Here is a 20,214-nt window from a genome sequence, read left to right as displayed (position 1 = left end):
CTGCTGCTGGCCTGCATCCCGTTCGCCCAGAACCTCGCCACCGCCGTCACCCTGCTGCTGCTCCGCCAGACGGTCTCCAAGATCGACGTACCGGCGCGGCAGGCCTTCACGGCCGCGGTCGTGCCCACCGCGCATCGCACGGCCGCCGCCAGCATGACCAGCATGGCCCGCAGCATCGCCGTCTCGGCCGCTCCCATCGCCGCCACCACGCTGCTGACCGGAACCCTGGCCGCGCTGGGAGCTCCGCTGCTGCTCGGCGCGGCCCTGGGCCTCGGCTACGACCTCGCCCTCTGGCGCGCCTACCGAGGCGCGCCCCTGGCCGAAGGATGAGCGACCGTCCAGCCGGTCGGTGTCACAGGAGCCGGCGGGCGAGGGGCAGCCTGGCCCGGGTGATCAGCGCCGCCGCACTCGCCAGAACGGGCAGCCCGATCACCACGGCGACGAGAAACGGCCACGGTATCGCGATCGTGGCGGGATCTCCGGCGCCGCGCGTCGTCATCGGCCGGGTCAGGGCCAGGCCCGTCACCGTTCCCGCGAGCAGCCCCACCAGGGCGCCGAGCCCGGAGATGTAGAGGGCCTGGCCCGCCACGACCGCCCGCGACATCCTGGGCGGGGCGCCGATGGCCACCATCGTCGCCCGCTCGGGCCGCATGTCGGCGGCTGCCAGGCGGGTGGCGGCCAGCGTGCCGCCGACGACGAGGACGAGAGCGCCGCCGAGCCAGCGCCACAGGCCGGGGGCGGGGTCGGGCATGTTGCGGTAGCCCTCCTCGGAGGCGACCGTGACGCGGGGGGTCACCTTGGCCAGATCACGCGCCAGCGTCGAGTTCGCCGACGGCCGGTACATGGCGTAGAGCTGGCGCTCCGCCGTCGCGAAACCGGCCTGCTCCACCAGGGCGCGCGGCAGCAGGGCGCCGCCCTGGTGCTCGTCGGCGGGTGTGGCCAGCACCGCGGGCACGTCGAGCTTGCGCGCGGGGCCGGACGTGGAGCTCGCCCGCAGCGCGAGTTTGCCGTCCCGCAGCGCGGCCGGGTCGAACACCACGGCCTTCCCGCTCGCCAGCGCCGCGGCCGCCTGCGGATCATGGCGCCCCTGCAGGAGCCTGAGCAGAGTCTGGTCTCCGACGGCCGCCGTGCGACGCGTGCGGGTGCCGTTCCATCGCACCGTGTACCGCAACGCGTAGCGGTGGCCCTTGGCGTCCTTCACCTGGTAACCGGCGGCCAGCGGCACGCCCGGCAACTGGCGGGCGGCTTCGGCGCGAAGCCTGCTCCAGGCCGGATCGCCGATGTTTCCGGCCCAGATCGCCAGCATGCCGGTCGGGCGCGCCGAGGTGTAGGCGTTGCGCTGGTCCATGTACTCGCTGTACGTGCCGATGCCCACCGCCACGACGGTGGCCGTAACCGCCATGACCGCCGCCACCGCGCTCGCCGTACGGGATCGGTGGCGGACCGCGTCACGTACGGACATCCGCAACGGGAGCCGCAACCGCCCGGCCAGCCGCCCCGTGCAACGGACCAGCCACGGCGTCAGCACCACCAGCCCGAGCAGGACCAGCACGGCGGAGGCGAGCACCCACACCGAACCCGGCTGGCGCCGCGCCACCACGGTCGCCCCCAGTCCGGCCAGCACCAGCGCGGCCCCCGCCAGCGGCCATCCCGGCCGATCGGCCACCGCGGGCGTCCGGCCGGCCAGCACCGCCGCGCTGTTCTGCCGAGCCGCCTGTACGGCGGGCACCAGCGCTGCCACGATCCCGGTGAGCAGGCCCAGAGCGGCGACGGCCAGAACCGGCGGCCACGGCACCTCCGGCGGGCCGACCTGTCCGCCCCAGCGCGCCATGATCGGGGCGCCGAGCGTTCCCGCCCCGATGCCCAGCACCGTCGCCACGAAGGTGGCGGCCCCGCCGAGAAGCAGTCCGTCGGCCACCACGATCGTCCGCAGGTGCGCGGCCGAGCCGCCCTGGGCCGCGATCTCGGCCAGTTCCCGGCGCCGCCTCCTGAGCCCGACCGCGAAAGCGGGCCCGGCCAGCAGCACGGTCACCAGCACCACCATGATCACCATGGTGCCGATCCCGACAGTGGACTGGACGTCGAAGCCCGAGTCACGAGCCCGCGAGCGAGGGTCCGTCATCATGGCGCGCGAGGTGACGTACAGACCGGCGCTGTTCAGCGCGCTCACGCGGGTCCAGGACACGGGCTCGGCGGTGTCGGCGAGCCATCCGGTGCCGTTCTCGCGCGGAGACCAGAACTCATTCACCGACGCCAGCGGGAGATCGGGACCGACGACCTGCCGCAGCGAGGGCCGGTTCGGGTGCTCGACCACGCCCACCACCGTCAGCGGCGCCGCGCCGGACGGCCGCAGGAGATCGCCGGGCCGCAGGCCGAACGCGGAGGTCACCGCGACCTCGCGGGCGGCCGCGGGCAACCTGCCCTCGCTCAGCGTCCGCATCCCCTTGGTGAGGGGATCGCGCAGGTCGGTCCGCAGCGCCTCGACCCGCTCGCTGCCCAGTTGGAGCACACCGGCATCGAACGGGATCAACCTGCTGCCCGGTCCGAGCAGCGCCCCCACCTCGGCGGCGGCGCGCCGGGGCACGGTCGCTCCTTCACCGCCCCCGCTCCAGCTCGTCCCGTTCGGCTCCTGGCGGAGCACCGTACCCTCGGGTGCCTGCATGAGAAGGGCGTCGGCCGCGCCGAGCTCGGCCACCAGCCCCTCCCGCGGACTGACGCTCATGGTCGCGGCGAGGGTGAGCATCGCCGTGATCACCAGGACAGGCAGGCCGATCATCACCATGATGAGCGCGCTTCGCCCCCGGGAACGCCACGCGTTGCGGCGGGCGAGGCGCAGCGCGACCAGAACGGCGCTCATCGGGCGCTCTCCAGCGGCACGTCCGTGGAATCCGCGACCATCCCGTCACGCAGGAACACCACCCGATCGGCCCAGGCGGCGTAGCGCGGCTCGTGGGTGACGAGTAGAACCGCCGCGCCCGCGTCGCAGCGGGCGCGTAAGATCTGCAGGATCTCATCGCCGGTGCGGGTGTCGAGCGCACCGGTCGGCTCGTCGGCCAGCACCAGGCGCCGCTCTCCGACCAGAGCGCGGGCGATCGCGACCCGCTGGCGCTGGCCACCGGACAGCTCGTCGGGGAAGCGGTCGGCCAGCTCTTCCACGCCGGTCTCCGCCAGCACGACCATGGCCTCCTCGCGGGCGAGGCGTGGGCGCGCGCCGTCGAGCTCGCGCGGCAGCATCACGTTCTCCACCGCCGTCAGCGACGGGATCAGGTTGAGGTCCTGAAAGACGTAGCCGACGCTGCGCCGCCGTAATGCCGCCAGGTCGCGTACGGCGGCCAGATCCTGATCGTCGACGTGCACCGTGCCCGACGTGGGCTGCTCCAGCCCGCCCACGAGGTTGAGCAGGGTCGACTTGCCCGACCCGGACGGGCCCATGACCGCGACCAGCTCCCCCGCGTCGACCTCCAGGCTCACGCCCTTGAGAGCGTGTACGGCTGTCGCCCCTTCGCCGTGGACTCTGGCCACCTCGGCCAGCCGTACAAGCGTCATGTTTCCTCCTTGAGAACGGCCTCGCAGTGGTCCAGCCACCGTTGCTCGGCCTCGGCCCGGAAAATCATGGAATCGAGCACCAGCCGCTGGGCCGCGCCTCCCGTCACAGCCCGTTTGGCCTTGGTCAGCTGCTGGAGGGCGCGCATGGTCGCCGTACGCTGCCGGCGGATGACCTCGGCGACGTCCACCTCCTTGGCCTCGACGGCCATGGCCAGCTTGATGACCAGCTCGTCGCGCGGCCGGTCGGACTGGACGATGGGGGTGCTGAACCATCGCGCCAGCTCCGCCCGGCCGGCCGCGGTGAGCGTGTAGGCGACCCGGCCCTGCTCGTCCGACTCGCCCGGCTCGACGAGGCCGTCGCGCTCCATGCGGGACAGCGTCGCGTAGACCTGGCCGATGTTGAGCGGCCAGGTCGCCCCGGTCGAGGCCTCGAACTCCACCCGCAGCTGGTAGCCGTGCCGAGGCCCTCTGCTGAGCAGCGCCAGCAGGCCGTGCCTGATCGACATGGATACTAAGTATGCATATGCAGTATGCATCGCTCAAGCGGATCCGCCGCATTCGGTTCAGCGCGGCCGGGGTGAAGGCGTCGTCGCCGGGGAGCCGAAGATCGCGGTGGGGTCGCCGGTGTACCAGGCGTTGTCGATGCGCACGCGGCGGATGACCCAGCGCTCGCCGTCGCGGACCAGGTCGACGTCATAGGGGTTCTTCAGCAGGGCGAAGACGGCGTGGTCGGCGGTGAGCAGATGCTGGGCCTCCACCAGGGCCGTCAGCCGCGCGGTGTCCCCGTCCACGGCGATGCGGGGGTTGGTGACCTGGTGGGTGGTGTCCACCCGGCCGGTGAACATGGTCAGGATGGTGCCGACGATCGTGTCCCGCCCGGACATCACCGGTGGCCGGCCGCCCCACTTGGCGGCGGCGGGGCGGAAGTCGAGTTCCGCCTCGGCGGCGAAGGCGGAGGCGAACAGCGACTTGTCCTTGAGGTCCTGGCCCAGGCCGAACCGGTACAGCGCGTCGAGGATCTCGGCGCGGTCCCGAAGTTCCCGTACCAGTGCGTCCGGGTCGTTCGCCGGGGTGGCGACGGCGTGGTCGGCGGTGACGTACATGGCTTGCTCCCGTACAGGTCAGAGGGTGTCTGGCGGGTACCACTCTCGTCCCGGGGCGAAGGGCGATCAACGCGGCTCTGTGGAAGGATCGTGAAGCGACAGTTAACGATCTGGAGGTGACATGCTCGAGCGGCATGAGCTGGAGGCGTTCCTGACCCTGGCCGAGGAGCTGCACTTCGGCCGTACCGCCGAGCGGCTGCGCGTGTCCACCGCCCGGATCAGCCAGACGATCGCCAAGCTCGAGCGCCGGACCGGGGTGCCGTTGTTCACCCGTACCAGCCGCCGGGTGGAGCTGACCCCGGTGGGGCGGCGACTGTACGAGGAGGTCCGGCCCGCCTGGAACCAGATCGCCGCCGCGTTCACGCGGGCGATCGACACCGGTCGCGGCCTGACCGGCACCTTGCGGGTGGCCTTCGTCGGCGCGGCGGGCGGGCAGCTGCTCGCGGGGGCCGCCGAGCTGTTCCACCGGCGGCTGCCGGACTGCGAGGTGCAGCTTCGCGAGGCGCAGATGGTCGATCTCATGCCCTGGCTGCGCGACGGCCAGGTCGATCTCGCGCTGGGCACGTTCCCCATCGAGGAGCCGGACATCGCCACCGGCCCGGTGCTGGTGTCCGAGGCGCGCATGCTCGCCGTGCCGTCCGGGCACGCGTTCGCCCGCCGTACGTCGGTCTCGCTCGAGGACCTGTCCAGGGTCAAGCTCCTCCAGCTACCGGACACCCTGCCCGTCTCGCTGCGACAGGACCGCACCCCCGACGTCACCCCCTCCGGACGGCCGATCGAGCCGGGTCCCGCGGCCTCGACGTTCAACGAGATGCTCACCCTCATCGGCGCCGGCCACGGCGCCTTCCCCGTCGGAGCCCAGGCCAGGCGCTACTACGCACGCCCCGACGTCGCCTACGTCCACATCAGCGACGCGCCGCCGCTGCGATGGGGACTGCTGTGGCGGTCCGACGGCGCCACCGCCCGGGTCCGCGCCTTCGCCGAGGCCGCTCACGACCTGGTCACTTCCGCCTGAGCGACCATCCATCGGCCGGCGGGTTGCAACCTGCGCCCGGGCCGGACGCATCTCCTGGGGTGTGAAGCCATCTATCGGGGAGACCAATGAGCCTTGACGAGGAGTACACCGCCTATGTGAGTGGCCGGCTGTCCTGGCTGAGGAAGATCGCATACCCGTTGTGCCAGGACTGGCACCGCACCGACGATCTGGTGCAGGCGGCGATAACGCGGCTCTACGTCAAATGGCGCCAGGCACGGGCCGCGGACGACCTCGACGCCTACGTGCGCACGATGCTGATCCGGGTCTTCCTCGCCGAACAGCGAGGGAGCTGGTTCTCCCGGGTACGTCTTACGCCCACTCCGTCCGACCGGCCGGCCGAGGGCGGCGACCGGGACCTGGTCATGGACGTCAACCGGGCTCTGGCCGCCGTTCCCGCCCGCCAGCGCGCCACCCTCGTGCTGCGCTTCCACTGTGACCTGAGCGTGGAGCAGACCGCCCACGCGCTGGGCTGCTCCACCGGAACCGTCAAAAGCCAGACCGCGCGCGGCCTGGCCACCCTGCGCTCGCTGCTCGGCGCGCCGGAGTCCCGTCTCGCACGTACGGAGGAATCGTGATGGATGTCAAAGAGGTGTTCGACTCGCTGGCGCGCCAAGAGGGGCCGCCGAGCACGACGAACGTGAGCCGGGCCATGGCGACGGGACGCGCCCGGCGCAGACGCCGTCGTGCTGCCGTCGCCGCGACGTCGGCGGTGGGGGTCGCCGCGGCCGTTGTCCTGGCCTGGTCGGTTCACCCATGGTCGGAGCGCCAGAACAGCATCGTCGCCGCCGTGCCCACCGCGCCGTCCGCCACGGTCACGATCACGACCACGCCACGGCCCGGCAGGGGATTCGCGGAACTCAAGAAGAAGCATCCCCCCAAGGGGAAGATCGCCTCCGTACCACCGCTGGTGATGTGGGTGAGCGACGCGCCCCGCAAGGGTGAGCTCCTCCTGTGCGAGAGCGGCCCGAATGGTAGCTCGTGCTCCGGATTTCCGCCGCTCACCAAGGAGTTCGCCCGTATCCAGGGCAAGCTTCGGGGTAACGCCGTCTGGTTCGGTATCGCCAAGGACGACGTCCACGGAGTGACGGCCGTCGCCAAGGACGGGCGGAGGCTTCTGGCGAACCTCGCCCGGGATGTCAGCCCGGGGCTCGGGCTCTGGGCCATCAAGTATCCCCCGGGAACGGACGTGCTGAGGCTCGACATCACCGACGCCAAGGGGAAGACCTTGCAGAAGATCGCCGTGTGACGACCTGATTCAGACGGCACGCAGGTACTGCCGCGGATAGCGGTCCCGGAGGGTGGCCGGTTCGAGGCGCGCGGCCGCGCGCAGCGGCCACGACGGATCTCGCAGTGCCTCCCGCCCCAGGAGGACGACGTCGGCGGAGCCCTCGCCGAGCACGGTCTCGGCCTGGTCCGGGTCGGTGATCAGGCCGACCGCGCCGACCGGCAGCATCGCCTTGTCCCGCACCTGCCGGGCGAACGGGACCTGGTAGCCGGGGCCGACCGGGATCCGCTGGTCCGGGTCCAGCCCGCCGGTGCTGACGTCGAGCAGGTCCACTCCGCGGTCGTGCAGGAGCCGGGCGAGATCGACCGTCTCCTCCGGCGTCCAGCCGCCGTCCACCCAGTCGGTGGCCGAGACCCGGACGAGCAGGGGCCGCTCGGCCGGCCATGTCCCGCGCACGGCATCGACCACCTCCAGCAGCAGCCGGACCCGGTTGTCGAAGCTGCCGCCGTAGCGGTCCGTCCGCCGGTTGGCGCGCGGCGAGAGGAACTGGTGCAACAGGTACCCGTGCCCGGCATGGATCTCGACGACGTCGAAGCCGGCCGCGGCCGCGCGCCGGGTCGCGGCGGCGAAGTCCGCCACGACCCGGTCGAGGTCGGCGACACTCGCCTGCGCGGGTGTGCCATAGCCGCGGTAGGCGAGCGGCGACGGCCCGAGCGCGGTCCAGCCGCCGTCCGCCACCGGGATCGAGCCGCTCCCGAGCCCGGGCGGAAACGTCGACGCCTTGCGTCCGGCGTGGCCGAGTTGCACGCCGATCGGTGTGCCGTGCGCATGCGCGAACGTCGTGATCCGCCGCCAGCCCGCGACCTGCTCGTCCGACCACAAGCCGGTGTCCCGCGGGCTGATCCGCCCCTCCGGCGAGACCGCGGTGGACTCGGTGAGCACCAGTCCGAAGCCACCTGTCACCCGGGCGCCGAGATGGACGAGGTGCCAGTCCGCCGGTACGCCGTCGGGGCCGGCGCTGTACTGGCACATCGGCGACAGCCACACCCGGTTCGGCAGGGTGAGCCCGCGCAGCGTCAGCGGGCTCAAGAGCGTGCTCATGCCGGCACCCCCAGGAACGCGCGCGCGTTGGCGGCGAGCGTGGCCGCGTCGAGGCCACCCGCCTCGGCGAAACCGACGGGGTCGCGCTGCGCCATGTCGAAGGGATGGTCACTGCCGCACACCACGGCCTGCTTCCCTGCCTTCGCGGTGAGCAGGCCGAGCAGCGCGCGGTCGTGGGTGACGGTGTCGAACCACAACGAGCGCACGGTCTCGCCCGGCGGCCGGGCCGAGTCGCGCCGCACGTCCGCGCGGGTCCGCCACCCGTGGTCCCAGCGGCCGAGCAGGCCGAGCGCGCATCCGCCGCCGTGCGCGAAGCAGATCCGCAGGTCCGGCAGTTGCTCGACGACCCCGCCGAGCAACAGCGCCGCGACCGCGGTGGCCGTCTCGACCGGGTTGCCGACCAGGTTCGCGAGGTAGTGGTCGCGCCACTCCGGGCGCGGGAGCTGCATGGGGTGCACCAGCACGGACAGCCCCAACGCGGCGGCGACGCCGAGGACGTGCCGCAGTACGCCGCGGTCGAGCGAAGCGCCGGCGAGCACGGGCGGGACGGCCACCCCGGCGACCCCGGGCAGCGCGGCGAGCCGCTTGAGCTGCGCCGTCGCCGTTTCCGCGTCGTCGAGGGACACCAGGCCCAGTCCGGCCAGGGCCCCGCCCGAGCCACTCACGACCTGGGCCAGCGCGTCGTTGAAGGCGTCCACGTACGGTGCGGCGGGGCCGGCGACCGGGAAGGCGAACGGAGGAGCCGAGAGCACCCGGACCCCGATCCCGGCGGCGGCCATGTCGTCCAGGATCGCGGGCACGTCGCTCATCGCCCGGGTCGGGATGGACAGGGGGACGTCGCCGAGGTGGAGTTCGCCGTCGCGGTCGTGCAACGGGCCGTACGGCGCCCCCGGCGGGAGGTCGAACAACTCGGGCGGCAGCCAGTGCGCGTGGACGTCGATCGGGCCGTCCGCGAGGGGACCGATCATCGACCGGCCCCGGGCAGCGGGAGCGGCGCGTTCGCGCTGTCGAGGTGCTCCACGGTGGTGAAGACGAGGTCGGTGTCGCCGATGTTCTCGATGTCGTGCAACAGGTACTGCCCCGCCCCGAAGACGAAGTGCCGGGTCTCACCGGCGGAGTAGGAGACCTCGCGCGTGGTCCCGTCACTGGTGTGCTGGCGACTGCGGCCGGCGTTCACCGCGGTCCAGAAGTAGTCCAGGACGTGCCGATGGGCGTGCCAGCGCTCGCCGGGCGCGAGCCTGATCTCCCAGACCCGGACCCGGTCGGTCTCGCTGAGCAGCCTCGAGCCCACCTCGCCGTCGTGGGCGTGCGCGTCGAACTCGGCGCGAAGGTCGTCGGACCAGCCGTCGAAGCCGGTGGCCACCAGGTCGCCGGCCAGCGGCAGGTCGGACAGGGAAGCGGTGTCGGACATCTCATCTCCTCATCTGGTTGTGTGTCAGCGGCCGGGGCCGTAGAGCCCGAAGCGCAGGCTGGGGTCTCCGGGCGTCCAGGTGTTGTGGACCTGTGAGCGTTCCCCCATCGCCACCACGCGCTCCAGCAGCCTGGCGCTGAGTTCGAGCTGCCCGGGCTCCCATTTGCGCAGGGCGGCGGGGATGTCGCCGTCGGCGGATGCGAGGGCGTCGGCGAGCGCCCAGGCGTCCGCGGCCGCCTTGGCGGTGCCCGCGGCGGCGTGTGGGCGTGCTGCCGCGGCCGCGTCGCCGACCAGGGCCACCCTGCCGTCGGCCATCCGCGTGGAGCGGATGTCGGAGACCACTTGGATGAAGGGGTGTTCGGTGGCCGCGATGACCTCGGCCGCGGCGGGCGCGAGCGACCGGGCGGCCGCCTCGCGCATGTCCTCGACGTAGCGGTCCTGGACCTGGCCCGGGTGCAGGGACACGGTGCCGGTGAAGCCGCGCTTGTCGATGAGCATCTCCGCGAGCTGTCCGCCTGCCGGCACGTTGCGGTACCAGACGTAGTTCATCAGCCGGTCCCGCGGGCCGGTGCCGCGCTCGCCGGGGATCGGGTAGAGCGTGATGTGCGAGTGCGGCACCACGCTGTAGGAGATGGCGTCGCCGAGCAGGGCGCGGGTCGTCCCGCTCAGCTCGTGCTCCGGTACGGTGCCCCGCCAGCCGATGTAGCCGGAGTATTCGAGCCGGGCGCCGGGGTCGAGCAGGGGACGGCCGGTCGAGGTGATGCCGTCGGCGAAGACGACCAGTTCGGCCTCGGCCCGGCGGCCGCTGACGAACCGGACGGTGGCGTGCTCGGCCTCCTGCGCGACGCCACAGGCGAACTCCCCGAGGTGGTAGTGGTCGGTGCCGAAGTCCGCGAGCAGGCCCCGGTAGAAGGTGCCCCAGGAGGTATGGGTCCAGCGGCGCCGATCGCGGTGCACGATCCCGTTGTCGCGGTCGAGGTACTGGACGTACTCCGTCGCGGTGCTCAGAGCGTCGAGGCTCTGCGTACTGCGCTCGGTGAACCACCGTACGGTGTCGGGCTGCAGGACGATCCCGCCGCCCCGCCCGTCCAGCGGGGTGGGGGTGCGCTCGAACACCTCGACCGAGAACCCGAGGTCGCGCAGCAGCAGGGCGGCGGTCAGCCCGCCGATGGAGCCGCCGATGACGGCGGCGCGGGCACCTTCGTAGCGGGACGTCACCGGGTCTCCTCTCCGGCGCTGACCGCGTCGCGGTCGGGATGGCTCGACGGGGCGGCGGGCACGGGATCGTCCGGGAGCGGGGCGCCGCGGGTCTCGGGTGCGGCGAACAGGGCCAGCGAGCCCAGCATCCCGACGGCGACGACGCAGGTCGTGGCGAGCCCGAGGTCCCCGCCGAACCAGGAGGCGGCGACGACGCCGGCGACCAGCGGGCCGCTCGCGGTGATATAGCGTCCGATCCCGTTGTAGAGCGCGATGCCGGTCGCCCGCACGCTCGGCGGGAAGAGCTCGGGTCCGTAGACGAGGATCCCCGACAGGGCGCCGTACAGGCCGAACCCGACGATCGGGATGACCAGCAGGAACGTGGTGTGGGTGTGGGAGAAGGGGAACAGGAACGCCACGCTCGCGCCGGAGATCGCGAAGCTGGTGGCGAAGGCCCTGCGGCGGCCGATCACGTCGGCGAGGAAGCCCCAGCTGGCGTAGCCGAGGATGCCGCCCGCGTTGAACAGCATCGACGCGACCGCGACGCGCTCGTTGGCGACGGCGGCGGGCAGGTCCGCGGCCGCGGCCGCCTGCCGGATCACCTGCGGGTACCAGGTCGAGACGCTCCAGAAGGCGACCAGGGAACCGGTGGCCAGCCCGGTCCCGATCAGCGTGTGCCTCAGCAACGGGCGGGTCAGCAGCCGCCGCAGCACGAACCGGTCCTGCGCGGTGCGGTGCCCGCGGGCCTTGCGCTCCCGGCGCGCGGCGATGCTGCCGCTGATCTCCGGCGGCTCGGGGACGTGCCGGCGGATGAAGTACACCAGCAGCGCGGGGATGACGGCGATGCCCATCATCAGCCGCCAGCCGTGCCCGCCGAGGACGGCGTAGGCCAGCGCGGCGATGAAGAAGCCCATGGCGTAGCCGGACATCATCACGCCGGATGCCCGGGCCCGGTGGCGGTTGCGCCAGGCCTCGGCGACCAGCGCGGTGCCGACCGGAGCTTCCACGCCGGACCCGAGGCCGGCGATGAACCGGAACACGCCGAGCTGCCACCAGGTGTCGGCGAAGGCGGCCAGCGCGGTGAACACGGCGTACGTGATGATGCCGGCCGACAGCACTTTGACGCGTCCGAAGTGGTCCGCCAGCATTCCGAACAGGATGCCGCCCGTGCCCCATCCCAGGAGGAACAGCGCGACGGTGAGGCCGCCGTAGAGGCCGATGCTTCCGGCGTCCGCGGCGATACCGCTGTGCGGCAGCAGCTCGATCATCGCCGGGCCCAGGACCAGCCCGTACAGGCTGGCCGCGAACCCGTCGAGGGCCCAGCCCATCGTCGTGCCCGCCAGGACCAGCCACTGCGTGCGGGTGATCTCGGCGCGCCAGTGGCCGGGCGGTGATTCGTACGATTCTTTCGGCATGGACGTTCTCCTTGGCCGGGGGGTGCGGAGGTCAGTTGAGGCGGCCGGGCGTGTCCGCGCCGTACCAGTCGACGTCGTCGGGCGCGGTGCGGGCCACGACGGTCTTGATCCAGGTGAAGTCGTCGAAGGACTCGGCGCCCGCGTCGCGGCCGGTGCCGGACTCCTTGATCCCGCCCCAGGGCAGCGAGGGCTCCAGGCGGTGGTGGTCGTTGACCCAGACCATCCCGGCCGCGATCCGGTCCGCGACGCGGTGTCCGCGGGCGAGGTCGCGGGTCCAGACGCCGGCGCCGAGGCCGTACCGGTTGTCGTTGGCCTTCGCGACGGCGTCGGCCTCGTCCTCGAACGGCACCACGACGGCGACCGGGCCGAAGATCTCCTCCTGCGCCACCCGCATGTCGTTCAAGGCGCCGGCCAGGACGGTGGGGCGGACGAAGAAGCCGCCGCTCAGCGGCTCGGGCAGATCGGGGACGCCGCCGCCCGCGACGAGCCGCGCGCCCTCCTCCACGCCCACGGCGATCATCCGCAGGACCTTGTCCCGTTGCGCGGCGCTCACCATCGGGCCGAGCTGGGTGCGAGCGTCGGACGGGGCGCCGATCCGGATCGCCTCGGCACGGCGGGCCAGCGCCGAGACGAAGCGGTCGTAGCCGCTTCGCTGCACGAGGAACCGGGATCCGGCCACGCAGGACTGGCCTGCCGCGACGAAGGCCGCGAACGCCGCGCCCTCCGCGGCCACCTCGGGATCGACGTCGTCGAAGACCACGATCGGTGTCTTGCCGCCGAGCTCGGCGGTGACGCGCGCGAACCGCGCCGCGGTCGCCACGGCGGCGGCGCGCCCGGCCTCGGTGCCGCCGGTCAACGTGACCTTGGCGATGTCCGGGTGTCCGGTGAGCCGCTCGCCGACCTCGCGACCGCCGGTCACGACGGTGACCACGTCCTCCGGCAGGCCCGCCTTGTGCAGGAGGCCGACCAGTTCGAGCGTGGACAGAGGGGTCAGTTCGGACGGCTTCACCACGACCGTGTTGCCCGTGGCCAGGGCGGCGGAGAGGCTGCGCGCCAGGATGAGCAGCGGGTGGTTGAAGGGCGTGATGATGCCGCAGACGCCCAGCGGCGCCCTGCGCTGGTAGGTGAGGTAGGGGCCGTCGGACGGCAGCACCGCGTCGCGCTGTGCGGCGAGCAGGCCGGCGTTGTAGCGGAACCACTCGGGGACCCGGGAGAGCTGGGCGCGCGTCTCGGTGACCGGCCGGCCGTTGTTGCGGGTCTCCAGCCGGTACAGCGACTCCGCCGCGTCCTCGATCACGTCGGCCGCGCGGAGCAGCAGCCGGCCCCGCCGGCTCCGGGTCAGCGCCGGCCACGGCCCGTCCAGGAACGCCGCCCGCGCCCGGCGGATCGCCGCGTCGACCTCGCCCGGAGTGCTGTCCGGCACCGTACGGATCACGGCGCCGGTGGCCGGATCGATGATCGGCCGGTCCCTGGGTTCCTCGGGGGAGTTCGACATGCCATGACCTCCGGTGGTGCGACTTCGATGAACTCAGTGTTACGGCGAAGTGTCGCCAGGACCATGTTCGAAATGACACTGTTTTCGGCATCAAGTGTTGCGATGTACATTCACGGCATGGACGGTGGAGATGCCACGGAGCTGCGCAGCTGGCTGGCGGCGGTCAGCGCCCTGACGGCGGCGGTCAACGCCGGCAGGGGGCTGCGGGACGTCCTCGACCTCGTCGCCGCGACCGCCCGGGAGCTGCTCGGGCTCGACTTCTGCGGCGTGCTGGTGCCGGACCCCGCGGAGCGGAACCTCGTGATCGCCGGCTGGAGCGGGCTCACCGAGGAGTACGTCGCCCGGGTCAACTCCGACCGGCCGGTCCGGCTGGAGGCCGACGCGTCCGGCGGCGCTCCGTCCAGCCGGGCGTACCGGTCGGGCCGGCCGTGCGCGGTCGCCGACATCTCCCTCGAGCCCGACTTCATCTGGGGCGGCGTCGCCCGCGAGCAGGGCTACCGGTCCATGCTGTCGGTCCCCCTGGTCACCGCCTCCGGCGTGATCGGCACGTTGAACAGCTATCGCTCGGCCGTGCACGAGTTCGGCCCCGAGGAGATCGACCGGCTGCAGTTGCTCGCCGAGCACGCGGCCCTCGCCATCACCTCGGCACGGGTGCTGGACGATCTGCGCGACCAGCGCGACCTCGTGATGCGCTCGGAGAAGATCCACGAACGCCTGCTGCGCGTCGCCGTACGCGCGGGCGGGGTCGAGGGCATCGCCGGCGCCCTGCACGATCTTCTCGGCGCTCCGGTGCTGGTCCAGGGCGTGCGCGGCGAGGTCCTCGCCCAGGCCGGAGGTCCGCCCGATCTCCCTGGTGATGCCGGTTACGGCCGGCGCGCCGACGGGGGCGGGCTCGTCCGCGAGCAGGGCCCGCACGTCGTCGCCGACGTCGTCCTCGAAGGGGAGGTGGCCGCCCGGGTCTGGGTTCCGGGCCGGGCCGGCGAGCTCGCACCTCTGGACCGCCGGGCCCTCGAGCACGCCTCCATCGTGCTGTCCCTCGAACTCCTGCGCCGGCGCACCGCCCTTGAGGTCGAGCAGAACCTGCGCGGCGACCTCCTCGCCGACCTCCTCGCCGGCGCCGACCCCACGTCACCCTCCGTACGTGATCGCGCCGGCCTGCTCGGCCACGATCTCGTCCGGGACCATCTCACCCTGGTCGCCCAGGTGACCACGGGCGGAGGCCCGGCTCCGGCGGGCGCCGTCCAGCGCGCGCTGACCGAGGCCGTCGCGCTCGCGTCGGGTGTGCGTCCCCGACCGCTCGTCGCGGTTCACCGCGACGTCATCGTCGCCCTGTGGCCCGTCGTCGCAACCGGCCCCGCGGCGGGCAGACCCGCCGCCGACGCGCTCCGGCGGAGCGTGCGTTCTGCCCGCGGGGTCGACGACGCCACCGTCGCCGTGGCCGACCCGGCCCAGCGCGACCTCCTGAACGCTTACCGCACGGCACGCGGCGCGCTCACTGTCGCCGGCCATGCCGGGCGGAGCGGCAGCACGATCACCCTCGACGATCTCGGCGTCGCGGGGCTTCTCCTGCAACTCGGCGATCCCGTGCGGCTGCGGGCGTACGCCGACCGTACGCTCGGCGCCCTGCTCAGGTACGACCACGACCACGGAGCCGCGCTGCTGCGAACCCTCCGCACCTACCTCGACTCGGGCGTGGACCGCCACCTGACGGCCCGGGGCCTCACCCTGCACCCGAACACCGTGAGCCAGCGCCTTCGCCGCATCGAAGCCCTCACCGGCCTCGATCTCCGCTCGTCCCAGGCAGTGGTCGACGCCCGTGCCGCCCTCATCGTGCTCGACGTGGCGGAAGGAACCGACGCCGCGCACGACCGGGTGTGAGCCTGTCTCCCGGCTCGGCGTCGGTTCCGCCGATGGTCCGGGTCACGCGGTCACGAAGGTCGTCACGCTTCGAGCGGGAAGCGTGACGGTGAAGGAACCGTTCGACACGCTGGTCGTGCCCTGGGGTGCGACGTTCCTGCCCGCGTCGGTCAGCCAGGACGAGACCCTGGACGCGGTGCTGTTCCTCAGGGTGAACTGCTGGCTCACCGCGGAGGTCCCCTTGTTGATGGCGACCACGACGATCGTGGAGCTGCCACCCCGGTACGCCGACACGTAGAGGTTCGACGCCGGGCTCGCCGTCGCCTCGATCCGCACATACCCGGGGCGGACGAACCTGGCGAAGTGTGCCATGTTGGCACCGCGCTTGCTGATCTGGCCGTCCTCGCGCATGGGGCCGTAGCCGCGCCGGATGTACCACCAGATGTACGCCTGGAACTCCGCCTCCACCATGGCGCGGTGGAGGTGCTCCCCCACGTCGAGCGCCTGGGGCCACAGGTCCGCCGAATCGGAGCTGTTGGGGTAGTAGACCTCGGTCATCCAGAGTTCTTTGCCCGCGCCCTTCTGCTTGAAGAGGGGATAGGGGAAGTTCGCGAACGATGTGCCGTAGAGGTGCGCCCCGATGATGTCCACGTTGGCGAGCGCCGTGGAGTCGTTGAGGATCGGGTCCGACATGTTCTTCAGGTACTGGAAGGACTCGGGCGCGATGACCCTGGTGCCGATCGAGCCGGCGTTCTCCCGAAGGAACCGCACCATTTCGGTGGGAGTCCACCACGTCCAGTCATGCGCGTAATCGGGCTCGTTCTGCACCGATATGCCGTACAGATTCACCCCGTTGTTCCGCAGGTAGGTGGTGAAGTCGTTCAGGTGCTGGGCGTAGGCGCCGTACATGTCGTATCTGAGTCGCCTGGCGTTGGTCTGACTGCCGCGGACGAAGGTCTCGACCATGCGGGCGGGGGGATTCCACGGCGACGCGATGACGGCCGCCCCGAGCTCGCTCGCGCGCCTGGCCGTCGCCAGATCACGGCCCCAGTCCGCCTGGTTCTCGGGGACGGGGATCCTCAGCACCGAGAACCCCAGCCGGCCCTCGCCGGTGCCGAACGCCGTGTCCCGCTGGGCAGCCGTCAGGTCGCCGATCCAGGCGGTGTGGGTCATGCCGCCGAAGCCCCGTATCGTCTGCCGCTGCACCGACGCATCGATGACCGCAGCGGCGGCAGCCATCGCGGCCGGTGTCGCGGCCGTGAGGACCGGCAGGGCTCCCATCGTCGCCAGGACGGTTCTCCGGCTCAGCGATCGCCGCTCGCCGCCGACGGGCTCGTTCCGACCTTGCGTCATGTCTCCTCCTCGTGGCTGTTGGTGCCGAGCCCTTTGGGAGCGCTCCCACTTTAGGGATGCGCCCCGGCCTGGCATCGGCAGCAAGAGTGTCCAGAGTCGCTGATTTCCCGCGTACGGCCTGCGCTGATTGTTCGCGCTAACATCTCTGCAGGAACGTAAAGCCCTTACTGCGACCCGTCAACCGGCGCGGCGGCACGGCCCTTCCTGCAGGCGACAAATCAACTCCTTATCCGCCGCAAATTACGCAGTTTCCGACGGGTGAATTCTGTGAAACTTTCACCTGCGCGGGCAATGCGGCGCGGGCCGCCGGCAGGCACGTCAGCCGGCCGTCGGGGCCTCTGTCCGTTCGCGGGAGGTGGCGGGCGGGAAGAGCGTGGCGACGGCGCGGATGACGGCGGCGCGGCGGGCGGCCGGGCTGGGGTCGGCGGCGGTACGGGGGGCGACGGCGCCGAGTTCGGTCTGGTCGATCCAGGTCATGGCGATCTGGACGACCAGCGCCAGGATGTCGATGGGATCCCAGGCGGGATCGAGATCACCGTTGGCTTGGGCGGCCCGGATTTTTTCGATCTTGGCGGGGAGCGTGCGCAGGACGGCGCCGGTGTAGGGGGTCTCACTGGGTGCGGCGGCCCGTTCCAGGCGGCCCCAGAGGATGAACCGGTGCCGGTCGGGGTTGGCCGTGAAGTAGTCGAACAGCTGGCCGGCGTAGGAGGGCAGGTCGGCGGGGTCCAGGTGGGCGGCGTCGGCGGCGGCGACGAGTTCGGCGGAGGCGACGTGCTCGTACAGCCCTTCCTTGCTGCGGAAGTAGGCGTAGACGCGTTCCTTGCTGGTGCTGGCGGCCTTGGCGATCCGGTCGACGCGGGCGCCGGCGATCCCGTGCTGGGCGAACTCAGCGCGGGCGGCGGCGATGATCCGGTCGTGGGTGGAATCGGTGCTGGCCATGCCCCAACTGTAGTCAACCGAACCGTTCGGTTTGACCTCGCCGATCCGGCGAGTAGTGTGAGAAGCGTTCATACCAAACGGTTTGGTTTGACTTTGGAGGAATTGCTGTGCAGGAGCGCACTCTTGGCCGTCAGGGTCTGGCCGCCTCAGCCATCGGCTTCGGGTCGATGGGCATCTCCTTCGCCTACGGGCCCGCCGACGAGACCGGTGGGGCGGCCTCGATCCAGCGGGCCCACGAGCTGGGCGTCACCCACTTCGACACCGCGGAGCTGTACGGGTGGGGCGAGAACGAGAAGCTGGTCGGCAAGACCGTCGCGGCGTTCCGGGACGAGATCACCATCGCCACCAAGTTCGGATTCACCCGCGACTACGGCACCGACTCGCGTCCCGAGCACATCCGCGAGGTGCTCGACAACAGCCTGCGCCACCTCGGCGTGGACCACGTGGACGTGCTCTACCAGCACCGGGTCGACCCGAAGGTGCCGATCGAGGACGTCGCCGGGGCCGTCGGGGAGCTGATCGAGGCCGGGAAGGTGAAGTACCTCGGCCTGTCCGAGGCGGGGCCGGAGACGATCCGCAAGGCCCACGCCGTGCAGCCGGTGTCGGTCCTGCAGACCGAGTACTCGCTGTTCGAGCGGGACGTGGAGCAGCTGTTCCCGACGCTGCGGGAGCTGGGGATCGGGTTCGTCGCCTACTCCCCTCTGGGCCGCGGCTTCCTGACCGGCACCGCCCAGCCCGCCGGATCCTACGACCAGGGCGACATGCGCAACCGCGACCTGCGCTGGCAGCCGGGCAACTTCGAGAAGAACGTCGAGGCCGTACGGCAGCTGTCGGAGCTCGCCGCCGGCAAGGGCGCCACTGTCGCCCAGCTCGCTCTGGCGTGGATCCTCGCCCAGGGCGAGGACATCGTGCCGATCCCGGGCACCCGCACCCCCGAGCGAGTGGAGGAGAACACCGCCGCCGCCGACCTCGTCCTCACCCCCGCCGACCTGGACGCCATCGCGGCGATCCTGCCCACCGGCGGCTTCGGCGGCCGCTACGCCGAGGCCTCCCTCCCCACCTGGGTCTGAACCCCGACCTCCGCAGCCACCCGGGGCCCGCACGGCGTGCGGCACCCCGAGGTGGGCAGCGGCTGCGGGTCCTCGGGTTCTCGGCGCGACGGTGAGCGGCCGGGCCGGGCAAGCCCGCGGGCACTCGCAGGGCTTCAGCGGGCGGCGAAGCGGGCCCCGACCCAGGCGAGGATGTCGGCCATCGCGCCGTCGTCGATCCCGGTCGCGGCACCGTAGGTGTCGTGCTCCAGGCCGTCGTAGACGCGGTAGGTGACCTGGGAGCCGGTGCCGCGGAGTTCGGCGGCGACCTTGGTGTTGACCGATTCGGGGGTGACGGTGTCCGCGCCGCCCTGCAGGAACAGCACCGGACCTGCGACGCGCTTCTGGCCGACGCTGTTGTCGCGCAGGTATCGGGTGAAGCGCGGGTCGCCGGAGTAGCCCGGCTGGATCAGCGCCGGCCCGGTCAGATCCGCGTACACCGCGGTGGCCACGCCCAGGCAGCCGTTCCTGGCGCCGTCCATGCGGGCCACGGCGACCGGGGTCAGCAGGCGTCCGACGTCGATCGCCGGGTCGCTGTACGCGGCGCCCTGGGCCAGCAGCGGGGCGAATCCGCCGTACGGGACGGTCGTGGCGACGTGGGCGGCCAGGGTGGGCAGGTCGGCGGCGGGCGAGGTGACGACCACGCCCCGGTAGCCCGGCACCGGGCGGGTCAGCTGGCGTTCGGCGAAGGCGAGTGCGGCGCCGCCGCCCTGCGAGTGGCCCCACAGCACCCACTCGCCCGACAGGCCTGGCACCGCCTGGCGCGCGGACCGTACCGCACCGGCGATGTCCTCCGCCGCGGCGGCCTTGTTCAGCAGTTCCGGACGGCCGGTCGTGCCCAGGCCCGCGTAGTCCGGGGCGACCACCGCGTAGCCCTGCTCCAGGAACCGGACCATCTGGTTGCCGTGGTAGAGGTCGCGCATCAGCGACGGCGCGCAGCCCGCCGCGATGCCGCTGGCACCGTGCGCGTCCACGACCACCTTCCAGCCACCGGCCGGACGCGGGCGGTCCTGCGGCACCAGGACGACGCCGGAGGCCGCCACGTCCCGGCCCCGGGAGGTACGGGAGTGGTACAGCACGCGGACGGCTTCGACCGGCTTGCCCTCCACCACGTAGTCGGAGGTGGTCTTCGCGCGGATCAGGGTCCCGCCCGGTGCCCACGGCAGCGGGTCGGGCGCATCGTAGAAGGCGGTGCGAGGCAGGGCGTTCTGCCGCTGGGCGGCCCAGGCCCAGTCGATCTGGCAGGCCTGGTCGCAATCGTCGGCGTTCGCGCCGGTGGCAGACACGGTGGCAGACACGGTGGCAGACACGGTGGCAGGCACGGTGGCAGACACGGTGGCAGGCACGGTGGCCAGGACGGCACCGACCGCGGCGGCCAGGGAGAGCCGGCGGACGCCGGTCAGCAGGGCATGACGAACAGACCTCATGGGAGGCTCCTCTTCATTGGG

The 20,214-nt window shown here is 72.2% G+C and carries 18 protein-coding genes and 1 pseudogene; 6 read left to right on the top strand and 13 right to left on the bottom strand.

Going from position 1 to position 20,214, the window contains the following annotated elements:
• A pseudogene (locus tag ABZX61_RS61985) lies at positions 1 to 330 on the top strand (hypothetical protein); the annotation flags it as partial.
• Positions 331 to 352: 22 nt separating this feature from the next.
• Here ABZX61_RS61985 and ABZX61_RS61980 read toward each other — a convergent pair.
• The 4 genes from ABZX61_RS61980 to ABZX61_RS61965 are packed head-to-tail and all read right to left on the bottom strand — an operon-like array spanning position 353 to position 4,649.
• Positions 353 to 2,857 carry an FtsX-like permease family protein gene (locus tag ABZX61_RS61980; protein WP_355211699.1) on the bottom strand — a complete coding sequence of 835 codons (2,505 nt, stop codon included), beginning with the start codon at positions 2,855 to 2,857 and terminating at the stop codon, positions 353 to 355.
• Positions 2,854 to 3,546, bottom strand: coding sequence for an ABC transporter ATP-binding protein (locus ABZX61_RS61975; RefSeq protein ID WP_355211696.1), 693 nt, complete (start codon positions 3,544 to 3,546; stop codon positions 2,854 to 2,856). The genes ABZX61_RS61980 and ABZX61_RS61975 overlap by 4 nt, the downstream gene beginning before the upstream one ends.
• Entirely contained in the window at positions 3,543 to 4,052 is a 510-nt protein-coding gene (locus ABZX61_RS61970) for a PadR family transcriptional regulator (RefSeq protein WP_350742052.1), read from the bottom strand. Before ABZX61_RS61970 ends, ABZX61_RS61975 begins: the two co-directional genes overlap by 4 nt.
• A gap of 57 nt (positions 4,053 to 4,109) precedes the next feature.
• Positions 4,110 to 4,649, bottom strand: coding sequence for a nuclear transport factor 2 family protein (locus ABZX61_RS61965; RefSeq protein WP_350742054.1), 540 nt, complete (start codon positions 4,647 to 4,649; stop codon positions 4,110 to 4,112).
• A gap of 121 nt (positions 4,650 to 4,770) precedes the next feature.
• Here ABZX61_RS61965 and ABZX61_RS61960 point away from each other — a divergent pair, with 121 nt between their 5' ends.
• From ABZX61_RS61960 to ABZX61_RS61950, 3 genes are all read left to right on the top strand, one after another.
• Complete coding sequence (locus tag ABZX61_RS61960) at positions 4,771 to 5,664, top strand: LysR family transcriptional regulator (RefSeq protein WP_355211691.1); 894 nt, start codon at positions 4,771 to 4,773, stop codon at positions 5,662 to 5,664.
• An 86-nt stretch (positions 5,665 to 5,750) separates the two neighbouring features.
• Entirely contained in the window at positions 5,751 to 6,260 is a 510-nt protein-coding gene (locus ABZX61_RS61955; protein ID WP_355211688.1) for a SigE family RNA polymerase sigma factor, read from the top strand.
• Entirely contained in the window at positions 6,257 to 6,931 is a 675-nt protein-coding gene (locus ABZX61_RS61950; protein WP_355211685.1) for a hypothetical protein, read from the top strand. The genes ABZX61_RS61955 and ABZX61_RS61950 overlap by 4 nt, the downstream gene beginning before the upstream one ends.
• A 9-nt stretch (positions 6,932 to 6,940) precedes the next feature.
• Here ABZX61_RS61950 and ABZX61_RS61945 read toward each other — a convergent pair whose 3' ends face one another.
• From ABZX61_RS61945 to ABZX61_RS61920, 6 genes are read right to left on the bottom strand one after another with little or no spacing between them, the layout of a single operon-like run.
• Positions 6,941 to 8,011 carry an NADH:flavin oxidoreductase/NADH oxidase gene (locus tag ABZX61_RS61945; protein ID WP_355211682.1) on the bottom strand — a complete coding sequence of 357 codons (1,071 nt, stop codon included), beginning with the start codon at positions 8,009 to 8,011 and terminating at the stop codon, positions 6,941 to 6,943.
• The gene (locus tag ABZX61_RS61940; protein WP_355211679.1) at positions 8,008 to 8,979 is read right to left on the bottom strand and encodes an amidohydrolase family protein; all 972 of its coding nucleotides are present in this window, start codon (positions 8,977 to 8,979) and stop codon (positions 8,008 to 8,010) included. The genes ABZX61_RS61945 and ABZX61_RS61940 overlap by 4 nt, the downstream gene beginning before the upstream one ends.
• Positions 8,976 to 9,422, bottom strand: coding sequence for a hypothetical protein (locus ABZX61_RS61935; protein ID WP_355211676.1), 447 nt, complete (start codon positions 9,420 to 9,422; stop codon positions 8,976 to 8,978). Before ABZX61_RS61935 ends, ABZX61_RS61940 begins: the two co-directional genes overlap by 4 nt.
• 24 nt (positions 9,423 to 9,446) lie before the next feature.
• Positions 9,447 to 10,640, bottom strand: coding sequence for an FAD-dependent monooxygenase (locus ABZX61_RS61930; protein ID WP_355211673.1), 1,194 nt, complete (start codon positions 10,638 to 10,640; stop codon positions 9,447 to 9,449).
• A complete protein-coding gene (locus tag ABZX61_RS61925) occupies positions 10,637 to 12,034 on the bottom strand; it encodes an MFS transporter (protein ID WP_355211670.1) in 1,398 nt (465 codons plus the stop codon). The genes ABZX61_RS61930 and ABZX61_RS61925 overlap by 4 nt, the downstream gene beginning before the upstream one ends.
• A gap of 31 nt (positions 12,035 to 12,065) precedes the next feature.
• Positions 12,066 to 13,529, bottom strand: a complete 1,464-nt coding sequence (locus ABZX61_RS61920) for an aldehyde dehydrogenase family protein (RefSeq protein ID WP_355211667.1) — start codon at positions 13,527 to 13,529, stop codon at positions 12,066 to 12,068.
• A gap of 117 nt (positions 13,530 to 13,646) precedes the next feature.
• On the opposite strand from ABZX61_RS61920, the gene ABZX61_RS61915 reads away from it, so the two are divergent.
• A complete protein-coding gene (locus ABZX61_RS61915; protein ID WP_355211664.1) occupies positions 13,647 to 15,407 on the top strand; it encodes a GAF domain-containing protein in 1,761 nt (586 codons plus the stop codon).
• 42 nt (positions 15,408 to 15,449) lie between these two features.
• On the opposite strand, the gene ABZX61_RS61910 is transcribed toward ABZX61_RS61915, so the two are convergent.
• Positions 15,450 to 16,739: a glycoside hydrolase family 30 beta sandwich domain-containing protein gene (locus tag ABZX61_RS61910; protein ID WP_355211662.1), complete on the bottom strand. Its 1,290-nt coding sequence runs from the start codon at positions 16,737 to 16,739 to the stop codon at positions 15,450 to 15,452.
• A gap of 318 nt (positions 16,740 to 17,057) precedes the next feature.
• Positions 17,058 to 17,678 (bottom strand): TetR family transcriptional regulator, encoded by a 621-nt coding sequence (locus ABZX61_RS61905; RefSeq protein WP_350742078.1) that lies wholly within the window; start codon positions 17,676 to 17,678, stop codon positions 17,058 to 17,060.
• A gap of 107 nt (positions 17,679 to 17,785) precedes the next feature.
• Between ABZX61_RS61905 and ABZX61_RS61900 the strand changes: the two genes are divergently transcribed.
• The gene (locus tag ABZX61_RS61900; protein WP_355211658.1) at positions 17,786 to 18,748 is read left to right on the top strand and encodes an aldo/keto reductase; all 963 of its coding nucleotides are present in this window, start codon (positions 17,786 to 17,788) and stop codon (positions 18,746 to 18,748) included.
• Between the two features lie 134 nt (positions 18,749 to 18,882).
• Here ABZX61_RS61900 and ABZX61_RS61895 read toward each other — a convergent pair whose 3' ends face one another.
• Positions 18,883 to 20,193, bottom strand: coding sequence for an alpha/beta fold hydrolase (locus tag ABZX61_RS61895; protein WP_355211655.1), 1,311 nt, complete (start codon positions 20,191 to 20,193; stop codon positions 18,883 to 18,885).
• Positions 20,194 to 20,214 lie beyond the last annotated feature (21 nt).

Origin of the sequence: Nonomuraea sp. NPDC003709, from assembly GCF_040610775.1 — a bacterium.
Taxonomy (GTDB): domain Bacteria; phylum Actinomycetota; class Actinomycetes; order Streptosporangiales; family Streptosporangiaceae; genus Nonomuraea; species Nonomuraea angiospora_A.
The sequence above is the reverse complement of the archived record's forward strand: the minus strand, read 5'-3'. Positions and strand labels throughout refer to the sequence as shown.